General features: G+C 46.0%; 15 protein-coding genes. 11 read left to right on the forward strand and 4 right to left on the reverse strand.

Annotation, left to right across the window (positions count from 1 at the left end):
* The first annotated feature begins 22 nt into the window (after nucleotides 1-22).
* From TOL_RS09765 to TOL_RS09780, 4 genes are read left to right on the forward strand one after another with little or no spacing between them, the layout of a single operon-like run.
* Nucleotides 23-361 carry an ArsR/SmtB family transcription factor gene (locus TOL_RS09765; RefSeq protein WP_015487155.1) on the forward strand — a complete coding sequence of 113 codons (339 nt, stop codon included), beginning with the start codon at nucleotides 23-25 and terminating at the stop codon, nucleotides 359-361.
* Complete coding sequence (locus TOL_RS09770) at nucleotides 358-2,046, forward strand: SulP family inorganic anion transporter (RefSeq protein WP_015487156.1); 1,689 nt, start codon at nucleotides 358-360, stop codon at nucleotides 2,044-2,046. The genes TOL_RS09765 and TOL_RS09770 overlap by 4 nt, the downstream gene beginning before the upstream one ends.
* A gap of 43 nt (nucleotides 2,047-2,089) precedes the next feature.
* Complete coding sequence (locus TOL_RS18355; RefSeq protein ID WP_015487157.1) at nucleotides 2,090-2,575, forward strand: DUF2489 domain-containing protein; 486 nt, start codon at nucleotides 2,090-2,092, stop codon at nucleotides 2,573-2,575.
* A 22-nt stretch (nucleotides 2,576-2,597) separates the two neighbouring features.
* Nucleotides 2,598-3,167: a YceI family protein gene (locus TOL_RS09780; protein WP_015487158.1), complete on the forward strand. Its 570-nt coding sequence runs from the start codon at nucleotides 2,598-2,600 to the stop codon at nucleotides 3,165-3,167.
* A gap of 87 nt (nucleotides 3,168-3,254) precedes the next feature.
* On the opposite strand, the gene TOL_RS19430 is transcribed toward TOL_RS09780, so the two are convergent.
* Complete coding sequence (locus TOL_RS19430; RefSeq protein WP_015487159.1) at nucleotides 3,255-4,250, reverse strand: DUF484 family protein; 996 nt, start codon at nucleotides 4,248-4,250, stop codon at nucleotides 3,255-3,257.
* 118 nt (nucleotides 4,251-4,368) lie between these two features.
* Between TOL_RS19430 and murI the strand changes: the two genes are divergently transcribed.
* The 4 genes from murI (at nucleotide 4,369) to TOL_RS09805 (ending at nucleotide 8,117) form a co-directional block, all read left to right on the forward strand.
* The gene (gene murI / locus TOL_RS09790) at nucleotides 4,369-5,175 is read left to right on the forward strand and encodes a glutamate racemase (protein ID WP_015487160.1); all 807 of its coding nucleotides are present in this window, start codon (nucleotides 4,369-4,371) and stop codon (nucleotides 5,173-5,175) included.
* Between the two features lie 70 nt (nucleotides 5,176-5,245).
* Entirely contained in the window at nucleotides 5,246-5,797 is a 552-nt protein-coding gene (gene folE / locus TOL_RS09795) for a GTP cyclohydrolase I FolE (protein WP_015487161.1), read from the forward strand.
* 26 nt (nucleotides 5,798-5,823) lie between these two features.
* Complete coding sequence (cls, locus tag TOL_RS09800; RefSeq protein WP_015487162.1) at nucleotides 5,824-7,221, forward strand: cardiolipin synthase; 1,398 nt, start codon at nucleotides 5,824-5,826, stop codon at nucleotides 7,219-7,221.
* A 152-nt stretch (nucleotides 7,222-7,373) separates the two neighbouring features.
* On the forward strand, nucleotides 7,374-8,117 hold the full coding sequence (locus tag TOL_RS09805; RefSeq protein ID WP_015487163.1) for an SDR family oxidoreductase: 744 nt from the start codon (nucleotides 7,374-7,376) through the stop codon (nucleotides 8,115-8,117).
* An 80-nt stretch (nucleotides 8,118-8,197) separates the two neighbouring features.
* Here the strand turns inward: TOL_RS09805 and TOL_RS09810 are convergent, their stop codons facing one another.
* Nucleotides 8,198-8,773 carry an OmpW/AlkL family protein gene (locus TOL_RS09810; RefSeq protein ID WP_015487164.1) on the reverse strand — a complete coding sequence of 192 codons (576 nt, stop codon included), beginning with the start codon at nucleotides 8,771-8,773 and terminating at the stop codon, nucleotides 8,198-8,200.
* 273 nt (nucleotides 8,774-9,046) lie between these two features.
* Here TOL_RS09810 and TOL_RS09815 point away from each other — a divergent pair, with 273 nt between their 5' ends.
* Complete coding sequence (locus TOL_RS09815; protein ID WP_144055356.1) at nucleotides 9,047-10,834, forward strand: HAMP domain-containing protein; 1,788 nt, start codon at nucleotides 9,047-9,049, stop codon at nucleotides 10,832-10,834.
* A 72-nt stretch (nucleotides 10,835-10,906) separates the two neighbouring features.
* Here the strand turns inward: TOL_RS09815 and TOL_RS09820 are convergent, their stop codons facing one another.
* Both TOL_RS09820 and TOL_RS09825 read right to left on the reverse strand, forming a co-directional pair.
* The gene (locus TOL_RS09820; protein WP_015487166.1) at nucleotides 10,907-12,709 is read right to left on the reverse strand and encodes an acyl-CoA dehydrogenase C-terminal domain-containing protein; all 1,803 of its coding nucleotides are present in this window, start codon (nucleotides 12,707-12,709) and stop codon (nucleotides 10,907-10,909) included.
* Between the two features lie 201 nt (nucleotides 12,710-12,910).
* Complete coding sequence (locus tag TOL_RS09825; protein ID WP_015487167.1) at nucleotides 12,911-14,641, reverse strand: long-chain-fatty-acid--CoA ligase; 1,731 nt, start codon at nucleotides 14,639-14,641, stop codon at nucleotides 12,911-12,913.
* A gap of 140 nt (nucleotides 14,642-14,781) precedes the next feature.
* Here TOL_RS09825 and TOL_RS09830 point away from each other — a divergent pair, with 140 nt between their 5' ends.
* A complete protein-coding gene (locus TOL_RS09830; protein WP_015487168.1) occupies nucleotides 14,782-15,819 on the forward strand; it encodes an AraC family transcriptional regulator in 1,038 nt (345 codons plus the stop codon).
* Between the two features lie 145 nt (nucleotides 15,820-15,964).
* Nucleotides 15,965-17,068, forward strand: coding sequence for a fatty acid desaturase family protein (locus tag TOL_RS09835; RefSeq protein ID WP_015487169.1), 1,104 nt, complete (start codon nucleotides 15,965-15,967; stop codon nucleotides 17,066-17,068).
* Nucleotides 17,069-17,099 lie beyond the last annotated feature (31 nt).

Here is a 17,099-nt window from a genome sequence, read left to right on the forward strand (position 1 = left end):
CGCCACTTTTTGAGGAGGCATTATGGTAGCTACGACCCATTCACTAACAGATGAGACTAATTCTGTTAATCGCGAAGCGGTTATACAACTCCTCAAAGCGATGGCCAATGAGCACCGCCTCAGTATTTTATGCAGTTTACGCGATGGCGAAGTAGCGGTTAGCGAATTAAGCCGCACCCTGCCTCTAAGCCAATCAGCCCTATCTCAACATCTCGCTTGGTTACGCGGCCAAAAGCTAGTCACTACTCGCCGTCAGGCGCAGTGCATTTACTACCGTCTGTGTGATGATAAAGTAAGCCGAATCATTCAATTGTTAAATCAACTTTACTGCGAACCAGAGCATGGAGATGCCAGCGCATGAAGTTCTCAAATACCTTGCGTGGCTATCAGCGCCAATGGCTACCGGCAGATATAACCGCTGGTTTAATTGTGACTATTCTGCTGATCCCCCAGAGTATTGCCTATGCCCTGCTGGCTGGACTGCCCCCCGTAGCCGGGCTATACGCCTCACTTCTACCGCTAGCCGTTTATGCTTTTTTAGGTACCAGCCCAACCCTCGCTATTGGCCCAGTCGCCATTGTTTCTCTCATGACGTTAGACGCCCTCTTACCTTTCGCAGCAGCAGGTACTGCTGAATTCGCAGCACATGCGACCGTCTTGGCGGGATTAACAGGAATTTGGCTATTAGTATTTTTTGCGGTTGGTTTGGGTAGTTGGACTTCTTTTATGAGTCACTCGGTCATATCGGGTTTTACCAGTGCTGCGGCCATCGTCATTATTATCAATCAACTAAAGTACTTCACGGGTATTGATATTCCTCATGGTGGCGGCAGCTGGTTTCCGATTGCATATACCTTAGAACATTGGCATGAGGCGGTGCCGATGGCTTTAATGATGAGCGTGGCATCAATTCTTGTTCTGATATTTTGGCAAGGTTATGTACCCAAAATAATGTCGCGCTGGAAAATGTCCGCAATCATTTTGCCTTTCGTGACTAAATCAGGGCCTTTAATCATTGTGGTGGTCGGTATATTACTGACTCAAGTTGCGGACTTACCGATATCGACTGTCGGTGATATTCCCGCAGGGCTGCCGTCGTTGCAAATCCCCGCCTTCAGTGACGTCGATTGGCGCAGCTTAATCGCTCCTGCTTTTGTGATTGCTCTTATTGCGTACCTTGAGAACATCTCGATCGCCGGCGCGATGGCAATGCAGCAAAGTCACAGAATTTCACCTAATCAAGAACTATTGGCCTTGGGTGTTGCCAACTTAAGCGCAGCGATATCTCAGGCCTACCCCATCTCTGGCAGTTTTGGCCGCAGCATGGTGAACATGAGCGCTGGAGCCCGTAGTCAAGTCGCAGGACTCGTCACTCTCATTAGTGTTATTTTTGTTTGTCTATTCGCCAGCCATCTCTTTGTGACTCTTCCGCACGCTGTTCTAGCAGCCATTAACACCATCGCCGTTTGGTCTTTAATTCGCTGGCAAGATGGCTGGCGCGCGTGGCGCTTTCAATACAGTGACGGTCTCATTTGGCTGCTAACGTTTATGGGGGTTCTGATATGGGGAGCCGAAACAGGAATTGTCATCGGTATAGGAATTTCTTTAATTCTATACTTGCGCCGCACGAGTAAACCCCACGTGGTCGAAATTGGGCGCTTAGGTGACTCCGAGCGTTTACGCAGTATCGAGCGCCACCAAGTAGAAACGAGTCCAGAATTACTCATCGTCCGTATTGATGAAAATCTATATTTTGCCAATAGCCAGTACTTAGAAAACTACATCTATGACCGCATTTCTCCGAAGTCATCGGTGAAACACGTGATCATTGTCGGCAGTGCCATTAATTACATCGACTTTTGCGGTTTTGAATCGCTCGAACGAATATTGGAACAATTACGAGGTCAAGGCATCCAACTCCACTTCGCGGAATTCAAAGGTCCCGTTATGGATCAACTGGGGAAAACCAATCTGCTCACTCAGTTGCAGCCGGGACAGATTTTCATGACCGCAAGTGATGCACTGAGAACACTTGGGCATTTATAGAACGACGCGTTATCATGATCGCCCTTCTGCAGGAGCTACCACTATGACAACCACCACCCTCGTATTTTTGGTGCTGGCCGTTACTATCATTGCTGGCCTATCCCTCTATGCATGGCGTCTGACACGTCAAGTCAGCGCCATGAAGCAAGCACAGCAAGATGAAGAAGCCGCAGGTGAATTACACCTTCGCCAACACCAAGAAGAATTGGTTGGCGATATTCGTTTTATTGCCCGTGCCGTGATTGCTGGTCAATGTGAAATTACTGAAGGCGTTTTACGTACCCATTATTTATTGCACGGCCTTGATGCCGAGGTATGGGCACGCGAAGAACTACACATGATTCGTAATCATTATGATGCAACGCGTGACATGCCAATTTTACAAGCGTACAAAGAACTATCGAGAAAAGAGCAATTTGCACTGGATAGCCGTCGTCTTAGGCTAGAAGAACAACATAAAGCGGCGATAGAGCGAGAGTTCCGTTGGCTTAGCAGTTACTCTTTTCCGCAAGTGACACTTTTGCAATAACCCCGTTCTGGAGGACGATATTATGCGCTCATTGTTAATGGCTTCTACTCTATTGGTTTCGATGGCAGCCAGTGCTGATTGGCAGTTGTCAGAGCCATCGCATATACATTTCTTATCGACGAAAAATACTCATAAAACAGAAGTGCATGAGTTTAAGCACCTAACGGGTAGCGTCACCAACGATGGAAAAGCAACCTTGATCGTTGATCTCACCAGTGTCGAAACAGGCATACCGATTAGAAACGAACGCATGCAGGAGTTTTTATTTGAAACGCCAAAATTTGCAACCGCGACGTTTACTGCGCAAATACCAGCAGACATGATGAGCAAAGCGAACGTAGGTTCATTAGAAAGTTTAGATTTGTCCGGCCTACTATCGCTACACGGTAAAGAAGTGCCAATCCAATTGCCTGTATTTATTTCACCCGTAGCGGATGGCTCTGTTGTTGTTAGCAGCGCCTTGCCAATTCTAATCCAAGCTAATCAATTTGATTTGGTTGCTGGCATTCAAAAATTACGGGAGATGGCTGGATTAGAGCGCATTTCTGAAGTCGTGCCAGTGACCTTTACCCTGACGTTTAAGCCAGAGTAAATTTCCGACTGATTACCGCGATGATAAAAAGTTGCGTGATTAATTAATAGATCCCGCTCTTATTTTTTGAGTAAGAGCGGATCCAATTCAATCGGCAGCATGAATGAAGCAGTCCCTTCCCTTCCCCTTCGCTTGATATAGATATCCGTCTAAATGGTCTAACAAATCCGCTAAACCCAAGTTTTGATGAGGGCGCGGAGTAACTGACAAATAACTGCCAGATGAGGTAATCGGCACCTGCTTACCGTCATCATTACGCACATCCATATCGCGGATCGCTTGCTGTATACGCGCAGCCACCATTTCTAACTGATCCGGCTGACAGCCTGGTAACAATAAGGCAAATTCTTCACCACCTAAGCGCCCAATATGATCCGTTGGGCGCATAACGCCTTTCAATGTCTTACAGAGCTGTCTCAATACTCGATCGCCGGTGCCATGACCATGAATATCATTCACCTTTTTAAAATGATCAATATCCAGCAATACCATCGCGAACACATGATATTGACGCTGCCCGCGCGACCATTCGCGTTGATAACTGCGCTCAAAACCACGACGATTTTCCGTAGCGGTAAGCGGATCGGTTAGTGCCAAACGCGATTGCTCTTCAGACTGCTTCACCATGATTAAGCAAGCAGCGATCACCGCCGCCAAGTGCTGCATAAAGTCAGTTGCCATGCCATTCTGAAAACGATCGGAGTTTGATGAGTACAAGCACAATTGCCCTAGATATTCGCCATTTCGAATTAAGGGTAAGCCCAATCCAGTTCGCCATGGTGGTGGCGGTGCAATCGGTTCCGCTTTGACCATAGGCAAGCATGCTTTAAATTCAATTTGATTCAGTAAAGTACCTTGTTCTAAATCGAGAGATTGGAGCATAGAAGCCTTGAGAACGCCTTCGGGGTCACAGACCTTCAGGGTAACGGCATCCAATTCGAATTGAGACGGTAAGGCTTCGAGTAACAGCGTCAGAAAATCTAACCAAGACTGGGCGGATAACAATTGCAGTTCGAATGCCTGTAAACGCTGTAACAAGGCTTCATTACGGCGGGCATTCTCCAGTAATTCCTTTAGTTCCACTCGCTTACAGCTCCTATCAAGTTGAAAAGAGTATAGATGCTTGCTGTCATTTCGCTCGGGCTGGGGAAAGATTTGCATTTCTTTGCTAAACTGCCGCCTTTCATTTTTTTGCAGTGCAATGAAACATACGGTTCTCATTTTCGACTCTGGTGTCGGCGGCCTCAGTATTTTGCAAGAAGTTCGACAATTACTTCCGAACTTAGCGCTTTCTTACCTGATGGATAACGCAGCATTCCCATACGGCGTACAGCCGGATGATGTGCTGCTGCGCCGCATAGTGAACGTCTGCCGCAGTGCGGTAGAAGTACTGCAACCAGATCTACTGATCATCGCTTGCAATACCGCCAGTACCATCGCCTTGCCTGCATTGCGGCAGCAACTCTCTATCCCCGTTGTTGGTGTGGTCCCTGCAATAAAGGTAGCGGCAAATTCCGCACCTGGTGGTCACATAGGGCTATTGGCCACTCCGGCAACCATCAATCGTACTTACACTGACGATTTGATCGCAGAATTTGCATCAGGTTGCAGTGTTCATCGCTTTGGCAGTAGTGAACTGGTGTTATTGGCAGAAGAATTTATGCTGGGTTATGACATAAACAGCGCTCTAATAGAGCATGTTGGAAAGTGGATCGACTCCACTCCTACCATGACGCATGTAGTATTAGGCTGTACACACTTCCCCCTGTTAAATCCATTACTACAAAAACAATGGCCGAAGATTCAATGGATTGACTCGGGTAACGCTATCGCGCGACGTGTACAACAATTATTGCCAGTAATACTAGACGATAACAAAAGTGGTGAATTGCAACTGTTATGGACAGACGCCAAGCAAATGCCGACTGCTGCTGAGACGTTTCTTAGCCAAATGGGCCCAATTTCCCACGCAGCACCGCTCTCTGTAAAAGAATTTTCTTATACATAGAAGTTTCTTTGTATAAGTATTTAAAATTTGAGTAAAATACTCAGGTATAGAATTTAACTACGGTAATCACATGTCGAATCTTGAAACCCTGTACCAACAGGTCCTCTCTGAATTAGGCGAGGATACAAATCGCGAAGGCTTGCTAGACACTCCGAAACGCGCCGCCAAAGCCATGCAGTTTCTAACAAGCGGCTATGAGACCAATCTCCATGAAGTCGTCAACAATGCCGTATTCACCAGCGATAATGACGAAATGGTCGTGGTACAAGGCATTGAATTTTATTCGCTGTGCGAACATCACATGTTGCCATTTATCGGGCGTTGCCATATTGGTTATCTACCCAACGGAAATGTACTAGGCCTATCTAAGTTCGCTCGTATTACCGATATGTTTGCCCGTCGCTTACAAATCCAAGAAAATATGACCAAACAAATCGCCGAAGCAGTCGAAGAAATTACCGGCTGTCGTGGTGTCGGTGTTATTGTCGAAGCGCAACACATGTGTATGATGATGCGAGGAGTGCAAAAGCAAAACTCTATGATGCGCACGTCTGTCATGAAAGGCGCATTCCGCGAAAATCAAGCTACGCGTGACGAGTTCATGCGTTTAGTTGGTCTGTAAAAAGGTCATCGCTTAACGGGAGAATAATGCAAGAACTCGAATGGTGGATCTGGCCAATATTCCTGTATAGCTTCGGCATACTGGCGGCCATCGATGCGCTATGGCAAGGGCGAACGTCACAAGGAACGATCGCTTGGGTTCTTGCTCTCCTGTTAATGCCTGCACTTTCGCTCCCCTTTTACCTCTTCTTCGGTTCTCGGCGCTTCCAAGCTTACCGTCGTGCTCGCCGTCATGGCGATGACCGAATCAGCGCCACTGAATGCCAAGCCCGTAATGTCTTAGCCGCACACAAATGCCCAACCAATCCGATAACAAAGCCGTTAGAAAGGCTCTTTAGAATCGGACAACTGGACGGCAATCACTGTGATATTTTGACCACGGGCAACGAAACCTATAACGCTATATTGAACAGCATGCAGTGCGCACAACAAACTCTGTGCGTGCAATTTTATACCTTCCGCGATGACCAGGTAGGCCAACGTTTTGCTGATGTTATGTGCGAGAAGGCAGCATCTGGGGTAAGCGTTTATCTGTTATACGACGAGCTAGGCTCTGGTGGTTTAGACGACGAGTTTTTGCACCGCCTGATTGCTAGCGGCGTAGAAGTTAGCCGCTTCAACCCCATAAAACTACGCAACAGAACTCATTTAAACTTTCGTAATCATCGTAAAATCGTCGTTATCGACGGCCAAGTAACATACACAGGTGGCTATAATATTGGCGAAGAATACCTGGGATTGAATCAAGAAATTGGGCGCTGGCGCGATACTCACATGTGTATATCAGGGCCTGCGAGCTTAGCCTTTCAACTTTCGTTTACCGAAGACTGGCACTGGGCAACCGGTATCGAACCAAAATTAAATTGGGACATGCCGTTTGTATTTGGCGAGCAAAAGGTCATGTGCATTAACAGCGGTCCCGCTGATTTTTACGAAAGTGGCAGCTTATTTTTTACCCATTTAATACATCAAGCAAAAGAACGCTGTTGGCTTGTTAGCCCATATTTTGTTCCGGATCAAACCGTATTTTCTGCATTACAGCTAGCAGCATTACGAGGTGTCGACATTCGCATATTGCTTCCTGGTAAATCCGATAGCTGGCTAGTAACTCAAGCAACACGAGAGTACGTTCAAATATTAAAGCGCTCAGGTATCCAGTTTTTTACCTACGACGATGGTTTCTTGCATCAAAAAGTTGCCTTGATCGACGATGAGTGGGCTTGTGTCGGTAGTGCCAATCTTGATAACCGTTCTCTACGTATTAATTTTGAAGCAAATGCTTTGGTACAAGATCATGACTTTGCGAGGAAAATCGAAATCATGTTGCTTGAAGATTTCCAGCACTCTCATCCAACGCTCGTTGACTCACGTTGGCACAAACAGCTTCTTGGTAAAATATGCCGCCTAATGGCACCGCTGCTCTAATTTTTAAGGCGTTCATCCACGATTTAAATGCGGCTGTAAAAGATCGCGCCTGCAGTATCTCTAGCAATGGTCAATTGGCCCTTTTTACTTTATAACTGGTATCTAAAAATCCCCCCATACTAATAACAACATCTATCGTTAGAGGAATTAACATGTCGCAGCGCATCGTCATCACCGGGGCATCTTCAGGTATCGGAGCCGCATTAGCATGGGAGTACGCCGGCCGTGGTTACGATATTGGACTATGCGCTCGCCGAGCTGAAAACATGGAAGTACTTTGCACTGAATTACACGCTCGCTACCCATCACAGCAATTTATTTACGAAACATTAGATGTAAATAATCTAGAAAGTGTCGCCCCCGTTTTAAAGACCCTAGCCGCACGCTTAGGTAGTATCGATGTATTGATTGCTAACGCAGGAGTCACAGGTGTACGCCGCACAGGTAACGGCAAACTGGATATTGACGTCGGCATTATCCAAACAAACTTGCTCGGCGCAATTGCGACCATTGACGCCGCGATTGCTATCTTCCGCGAACAAGATCGCGGACATCTCGTAGGCATTTCTTCGTTCTCGGCTTTCCGTGGCATTCCGGGCAGTGCCGCTTACTCAGCGAGTAAAGCAGCCCTTAGCAATTACCTTGAGGCAGTGCGAACTGAGCTGCACAAAAAAAATATTCAAGTAACGACCATACACCCAGGGTTTATCAAAACAGACTTAGCCGACAACATGGAGAGATTTCCGTTTGTCATCGAAGCACCGAAAGCCGCAAGATTAATGGCAGAAGCTATTCGTAAGCGCAAAAAGGAAGCAACCGTGCCAGCATGGCCTTGGAACTTCCTCAGGATATTAATGAAAAAAATGCCCGATAGTGTCGTTGCTAAGATGTTCTAAAACAAAGATTCAGACTTTTTAAAGCAAAAACGCCATGCTTAGCATGGCGTTTTTGTTTCATCTAACGATGGGATAACAGCTTAAAACTTATATCCGCAAGATACCATTATCGCGATTGGATCAATTTCAACATCAGTACCGCTGTCATTTAACTCAGCGTCAATATCAACTTTCCACGCCGCGATACTCGCCAACATGTTGTCGCCCAAATCATAGTTAGCTCCAAGCGTCATGGCTAAGCCTGTGCTCTTGCCTAAATGAGCAACCGCACCCTCTTCATCAAAGAAAAACGTGTGGTTCACACCAAGGCCAAGGTAAGGCTGCAACTTCGATTCGCCAGACAATGGAAAATACAGTGCTGAGATCGTTGGTGGTAAGTGTTTTACCGTACCAATGCGTTCACCACCGGCCTCAACTGTGTGTTTGAACGGCGTGGCAGCGAGTACCTCAACACCAATCTTAGGCGTAGCCATATAGGTCACTGTCAGACCAAGCTGGGTATCATCCTTTACCGTGACGCCATCAATCCCACTATCAGACTTAGGATTAACATTAATAATCCCTGCCTTCACCACAATATCGCCTGCTTCGTACGCCATAGCTGGAATCGTAGAGGTTACGATCGCGGTGGCTAACAGGGTTTTTAACAGTTTCATAGTGCACTCCTTAGTCTGTGCAGTAACGGAATGAGTGCAGGTTACGACTTGGATGAAATGCGACGTTGATGTACATCAAGAAATAAAGGATGTGTCTTTTATAGCCAATAGTTACCGTGTTCCAGATCAACTAGAGTACACATTTTGGCTAATTCACCCAAATGTGGCATAAGTTTTCCATTCCAGTCATGAAAAAAAAGAAAAATAGCCAAGCATGGCCTATATTTAGATCGGGCCAATAGGCGTTTACGAAAACAGAGGGATATTGAGGCTTTGAAACACTCTTTACCGGATAACGACTTTGTTCAACGCAGTCATGTCGGCCTGCGGCTGTTGTCGTACATCTTAGGATTCAGTTTTATAGTAACGATGGCGACATCGTCGTTTATTTTATTTTCTGACTATAAACGCGGCGTATCGCAGGTAAGCCACAATCTCAATCAAATCCAGTCAAGTTACCAGCAAAGTGTCAGCTACAGCCTATGGAACTTTGATAATCGCCAGATAGAATCTCAGCTCAACGGTATTCTTAACTTTCCAGGCGTTGTTTACGTATATATTGAAAGTCGTAACAAACTGATTCAAAGCGCCGGCGATATTTATGCCCGTACGGATCATCAGTATTCCTTCGAACTCACCCATCAGAGTGCAGCTCAGTCGTATCAGTTAGGCAGTTTATACATCAATGTTGATTACTCTGGCCTCTATGATGATTTGAAACATAAAGCCGTTAACATTCTCGTCAGCCAGTTTCTCAAAACATTTTCAGTTTCTATATTCGTCCTCTTTATGGTGCGCCAGTTAATCACCCGACGCTTGTCGACCATGGCTGAATGGGCCGGCGCCTTCAACCTAAAAAATCTCGATCAAGAGCTCACCTTTTCCGGTAACAAACAACGCAACGATGAACTGGATATGGTGGCTGCAGCCATCAATCAAATGAGAAATACGCTCAAACTGGACATGATTGATAGACAGAAGTCGCAGCAGCAACTGGAAGACACCAAAGAACAACTATCCGTTGCCATCGACAATGCCGCGCTTGGCTTTTGTCAGTATTACCCTAATCAAGACCGCCTAACGTGCAATAACCACTTTGCACGCCAGTTAGCCACCACCCAGACCGAACTTGAATCAATGGCGCATCCAATGGATCGTTTCCGCGATCTTATTCGAGGCATCAAAGGGCCGGAACAACGCGAACGCATCAATCAACTCTTATACGGGCGTATATCGCGAATTCATGGTGAGTTCACTATGGTGAACTTCCGCAACGAAAAATGTTACTTCGACATTACCTTTCAAATCATTCAGTACAATGAAAGCCGTCCACATGAAGTTTTGATTTGCATTGTCGATAAGACCAAAGAACACACCGCCAGTCGTCAGGCTCAAGAATTGGCAGTGTCATTAGAGAATAAGGTCACACAGCGCACCGAGGAGTTGTATGACGAGCAACAGCGCGCTAACGCCACCATTCGTAAACTGCAAACCCGCTTAGACCGTATGGAAGCCGACAGTAGCAGCGTCACCCAAATGCATTTCGACGGCCTACTACTCAAGCAACTAGAAAAGCTATCGGCAGAAAATGAGATTGAGGCGACCTCTTGCTTAGCGGTCTACCAAAAATATTTAAATATTTCGCTCAACGACCAAACAACCGCTATCGACATGGCCTCTTGTATTCAAAGCTGGTTACGAGAATCTGAATCTTTTAAAGATATTCAAACGAATACGAAGCTACCCTTTTCATTGATGATGAATGAGAACCCTGGGTTAGTTGTGTTTCTGTTAGAGCACCTATTTGAACAAGAACCGGTACTAGAAAATTGCCGTCAATTCGAATTAGAGCTGCGTGTTGATCATGATATGGCATTTGTAGTCGCTACCTTTGACCTCATTGATGGTATTGAAGAGACGCCTGAACATCCGCATGTCGACCTCAGTCATTTTATAGTGACCTCTCGCTTTCGTGGTGAGTTGTCGCGCAAACTGGTATCTCCAAACCGCCTAGAAACGCGTTACAGCTTCTCCCTGTTTCCTGATCAAATGGATACTTAAGAACGACAGCTTAAAAAATAATAGGCAAAAAAAAATCCGGCTATAAGCCGGATTTTTTTGCTCCACTACAGCTTAGAAAGAGAAGTGTTCGTCTTTCATCTGCATCAGAGACTTCGGATCTTTCAACATCATTTTACCGTGACCTTTTGCACGCGGAAGCATGCGGTCGTAGTAGAACTCAGCTGTCTGGATCTTTGCACGATAGAAATCAGCATCGCCGCCGCTCTTCAACTGAGTAAAGGCAGCATCAGCCATTTTCGCCCAGAAGAATGCCATCACGATGTAACCTGAATACATCAAGTAATCAACCGACGCAGAACCAACCATATCGCGATCTTTCGATGCTTTATAGGCGATACGCATAGTGTTGATGCGCCATGCCAACATAGAACGCTTCAATTGCTTAATGAATGGCTTCATTTCAGCTTTGTTCTCATGAGTTATAATAAACTCACTAACCACTTCACGGAAATCATTGAATGGCTTCAATTTACCCATCAATACTTTACGGCCCAGTAAATCGAGCGCCTGAACACCGGTTGTACCTTCGTACAACTTAGCGATCTGAGTATCACGGATAATTTGTTCCATGCCCCATTCTTTAATAAAGCCGTGACCACCGTAAACTTGTACGCCGTGGTTAGCGGCTTCATAACCAAGTTCGGTTAAGAAGGCTTTCAAAATCGGCGTTTGGAAACCTAATTTATCATCCCACTCTTCATAACCCTTTGTATCACCACGATCATGAGCAGCTGTCATCTTGTCGGCCAGCATGGCAGCGTAATACAACATGGCACGACCGCCTTCTGCAATCGCCTTCTGAGTCAGAAGCATACGACGTACGTCTGGGTGAACGATGATGGCATCAGCTACTTTATCTGGGCTCTTCTTGCCGCTCAATGAACGCATAGAACGACGATCGCGTGCGTATGGTAATGCACCTTGGAATGACAATTCAGCCGCACCAACGCCTTGAATAGAGGTACCGATACGTGCCGTGTTCATGAACGTGAACATGCACTGCAAACCTTTGTTTTCAGGTCCGATCAAGAAACCTTTAGCGTTATCAAAGTTCATCACACAGGTTGAAGAACCGTGAATACCCATTTTGTGTTCGATAGAACCACAAGTAACTGGGTTGCGTTCGCCCAATGAACCATCAGCATTCACATTGAACTTAGGCACGATAAACAAAGAAATACCACGAGTACCTTCTGGAGCATTTGGTAGACGTGCTAATACGATGTGCACAATATTGTCAGTGAAATCGTGTTCACCAGACGAAATAAAGATCTTAGTGCCGGTTAGGTTGTAGCTACCATCCGCATTTAATTCCGCTTTGGTTTTTACTTGGCCTAAGTCAGTACCACATTGTGGTTCTGTCAAACACATAGTGCCGGTCCAACGACCTTCGGTCATTGGAATTAAGTATGTTTGCTTTTGTTCTTCAGTACCGTGCATATACACAGTATTCATAGCACCCATAGACAAGCCTGGGTACATGTTCCAAACCCAGTTAGCCGTCGCCATCATCTCAGACTTAACAACGCCTAATGACAATGGTAAACCTTGGCCGCCGTAAGCCACTGGAGCAGACATACCCTGCCAGCCACCATCAACATACTGCTTGTAGGCTTCTTTAAAGCCTTTAGGTGTGGTTACTTCGCCATTGTCGAAGGTACAACCTTCGTCACCCACTTGATAAAGCGGAGACAATACTTCTTCACTGAAACGTGCAGCTTCGCCAAGAATCGCATCAACCATTTCAGGAGAAGCTTCTTCGCCACCAGGGATATTTTTGTAGTGAGATTGAAAATCAAAAACGTCGTTAATCAAAAACTGAATGTCGCGCATAGGCGCTTTATACTGAATCATTAAAACCATCTCTTCTTATGGAGGTGTAAACGTTGGCATTCTTACAGCCGAAAGCCGCCTAGCCATTGGCTAGACTGCCTTATATAGGCGTCAAATGGGTGAATTTACTAAGAATCGTAAAACTATCGACCAAAAGCAAAACGCCCGCCAGTGTATGGCGGGCGCTTGAATTGCACTATGACGATTTGAGCCGTGATAGCGTTAGGCTGGCGTCGCTTCTTTAGTGCGCTTCGCCGCTTCTTCGTCTTTCAACTCGCGACGTAAAATTTTACCGACAGGTGTCATTGGTAACTCGTCGCGGAATTCAATATGGCGGGGCAGCTTGTAACCTGTGAGGCTCAAACGGCAATGGGCCATAATATCGTCTGCAGTGAGGTTCTTATCGATAGCGACAACAAAGAGCTTAACAGCTTCTCCTGTCTTCACATCTGGAACACCAATAACCGCACAGTTTTCAACCCCAGGATGCGTTGCAACTACGTCTTCAATCTCATTTGGATAAACGTTAAAGCCAGAAACCAAAACCATATCTTTAATACGATCAACAATTTTTACGAAACCGTCTTCATCAATAACAGCGACGTCGCCAGTACGCAGCCATTGACCATCAGGGGTAAATGATTCAGCAGTAGATTCTGGACGATTCCAGTAACCCTTCATAACTTGTGGGCCTTTGACACACAATTCGCCGCGTTCACCGATCGCCACTTCATTACCTTGGTCATCAATGCATTTTAATGCCGTACCAGGAACTGGCTGACCAACGGTACCCAAGCGCTCCAAACCACCGGTCGGGTTAACGCACACCACAGGCGAACACTCGGTTAAGCCGTAACCTTCAGAGATGCCACTACCCGTCAGTTCTTTCCAACGTTTAGCGGTATCAGCCACCAGCGCGGTACCACCAGACAAAGTCAGTTTAAGCTCACTAAAGTCACAGTTTTTGAATTCTGGGTGGTTCATCAAGGATACAAACAAGGTATTCAAACCAACAAAGCCGGTCAGCTTATGAGGTTTAATCATACGCACAAACATGCCTGTATCACGCGGATTAGCGATAAGAATACTTTGATCACCCATCTCAAATAGGGCCATCAAATGCACAGTAAATGCATAGATATGATAAAGAGGTAACGGCGCAACCACCTTCGCACCGCCCTCTGGCTTAATTGGTTTACCACTGGCATCAATTTGCATCAGCAACGAACGCGCTTGCTGCATGTTAGCGATCAAATTCTGATTGGTTAATTCTGCACCTTTGGCAACGCCCGTAGTACCACCGGTATACTGCAAAATGATGGTTTGCTGTGAGCCAATCAAGTGTTCTGCACGATAACGGCCTGCACGCGCACCCAACTTAAGCGTTTTACGGAAGCCAATAGCGTCAGGTAGGCTGTAGCCAGGGACCATTTTCTTAACATGCTTCGCGGCAAAGTTGATCAAAGTACGCTTTGGCTGCGGCAACATATCGGCCAAGCTGGTAACAATGACGTGCTTCAAACCGGTATCTTTCAATACGTTTTGTACAGAACGCGCAAACACGTCCATACACACCAAGGCTTTCGCACCCGAATCGTTGAATTGATGCAACATCTCACGTTCGGTATACAGCGGGTTCGTATTTACGACCACCATGCCTGCACGCAGAGCACCATACATAGCAATTGGAAATTGCAGAATGTTAGGCATTTGGATCGCAATACGATCACCCGCTTTCAGTGTGGTGTGATTTTGCAGGTAAGAAGCGAAAGCCGCGCTATAATTGTCAATATCACGGTAACTCAGTGTGTGACCTATGCTGGTGAATGCAGGACGATCAGCGTAACGTTTGAAAGCGCTCTCGATCACCTCTACAACGGAATCGTACTCATCCAAATTAATAGTATCGCTTACGCCAGGGGCTCTTTTACCATTCCAGAATTGTGCTTCCACGTCGGTTGCTCCTCATAGACTTGTGTCATTGTTTTTTTAATGACAAGACTATGACGGAAAGGACATCTAAGTAACAGTGGATTTCGTGACATGATTCTGGTCATATAACGCCACGGAACTTTGGAGTTTTAACGTTTTCTATGTCGAGCAGCAGCATTAGTGCCGCATCACGCGCCTTTATTTCAACTGAATACCTGTCCCAGTTAATCGACCTACTGGCCCAACAAGGTATAAATACTGCGCAGTTATCGCAAGGCACTGGCTTGTCTGTTAAATCGCTAGCCTCTCCGGATGAGTTTATTTCACCGTTGCAATACCACAAGGTCATTGAAAATGCGCTGATTTTGAGTGGCGATCCTTTGCTAGGTCTTGAGCATGGCAAACGCATGAGCATTTCTAGCCATGGCTTCTTAGGATTCGCCATTATGGCCAGCGACAATCTTGGGCAAGCTCTATCTCTTGCAATTCGTTACGCCCGCACTCGCACTCTGCTGGCTGATATTCGATTTATCCACGACGATGACTCAGCGATTATTCAAATCAACCGTTTAGCAGCCATGCCAACGACTTTCTCATTTGTCGTTCACAACATCATTTCAACCTTCGTGACGATTGCCCGCTTTCTCACTCGCGGCGAACAGGAATTAAATGCCATTGTGCGCCTAACTGAAAAACCTGTGCGCCCTGTGTCCTGTTACGAAGGATTATTGGGATTGCCGGTGTATTTGCAGCAAGCACATAACCAACTCTGCATTCCACGCAGCTTACTTGACGTCAAAGTCTCGACAGCAAACAACACTGCGCGACGTATGGCTGAAACTGAATGTGAAAAATTATTGTCAGAGCTCGATAGTGGGCAGGATTTAGTAACACGCATTCGACGCCAGTTGGAAAAAATGGACGCATTTCCAACATTGACCGTGATGGCATCAACTTTAAACTCCAGCCCGCGAACAATTAACCGCAAGCTAGCGCAGCTGAATACGACGTATCAAAACATTGTCGATGAAGCACGGCGTGAGCAAGCAATGCACTTACTGCAAAATACGCGCATTAGTGTCGAAGAGATTGCTCATCAGCTTGGCTACAACGATCCCTCCAACTTCGGCCGGGCGTTTCGCCGCTGGCTAGGTATGTCTCCCCGTACATTTCGTAAGCAGACACAAAAAAGTGCTTGATAGTGTGATCTAGAGCACAGTCGGGTAACACTGCGTAACTAAATCACAGCAACATTACGACATATTTGTGGCGCTGTGCGTCTAATATCGTATTATGAAGCCAGCCTATGGCACTAACTCACCATAAAAAAGAATAAGAGATATAATGAGTAATATTCACTTCCCTAGCGGACAGCGTCCTGTATATCAGCAGCTATCAGCCCTAACAAATGGCTATTTCAAAGCAGTTGGGCTTAATAAAACGGGCGATAGAAGATTACACAATAAAGCTTTAGTCATTCTGGCTATGTATGCATTTTCCTACTCTGCGCTGTATTGGTTGCCAGGTAATTGGGCCATGGCTGCTTGGCTGCTGCACGGTGTTGCTACCGCGTTAGTTGGTTTTAACATCATGCACGATGGCGCACACGACTCTTTCAGTTCATCGCGCAAACTCAATCGTCTTATGGCATTGACGTTCAATTTGATTGGCAGCAATCGCTTCTACTGGGCTCAGAAGCACAATCGCAATCACCATGCCTTTACCAATGTCGATGAAGCCGATGAAGATATTGACGCACTAGGCCTATTTCGCATGAGCCCGCACCAACAACGCCGCCCCTTCCATCGCTTTCAGCACATATACGTGTGGTTTTTGTACCTCATCACAACCTTGTTTTGGTTTTTTGCTCTGGACTTCAAAGCCTATAAAAGCCAAAAAATAGCTAAACGCGCCTATAGCCAGCCAATGTCATTTGGTGATCACGCTGAATTTTGGATATCTAAAGCGGCTTACTTATGCATATATCTGGTACTTCCCGCCATGGTGATGACGACAGAGCAAGTTATCTGGGGTTTCCTGATTATGCACGCAGCATTAGGCTTTTTATTCGCAGTTGTCTTCCAACTGGCTCATGTAGTCGACAAAGCAGAATTCCCTCGCCCAGATGAAAACGACGCTTTGCAAGACGAATGGGCAGTACACCAAATGCGTACAACAGTGGATTTCGCTACTAATAATCGTTTCTTAACTTGGGCATTAGGCGGTTTAAATTTCCAAGCAGAACATCATTTATTCCCACGAATCAGCCATGTTCACTATCCAGCTCTTCACCCATTAATTGAAGAACGCGCAAAAGAGTTAGGGTACGAATTACGTAGTTATCCTACGCTCTGGGCCGCATTAGCTGGGCATTATCGCCACTTACGAGACATGGGGCGCCATGACTCCAAAGAGGCCAGTTCGCAAACTGATCCGCAGACCTGTTAGAATGATCGAACACTCAAGCAAGAGAGGGTTT

Source organism: Thalassolituus oleivorans MIL-1, assembly GCF_000355675.1.
GTDB lineage: Bacteria > Pseudomonadota > Gammaproteobacteria > Pseudomonadales > Oceanobacteraceae > Thalassolituus > Thalassolituus oleivorans.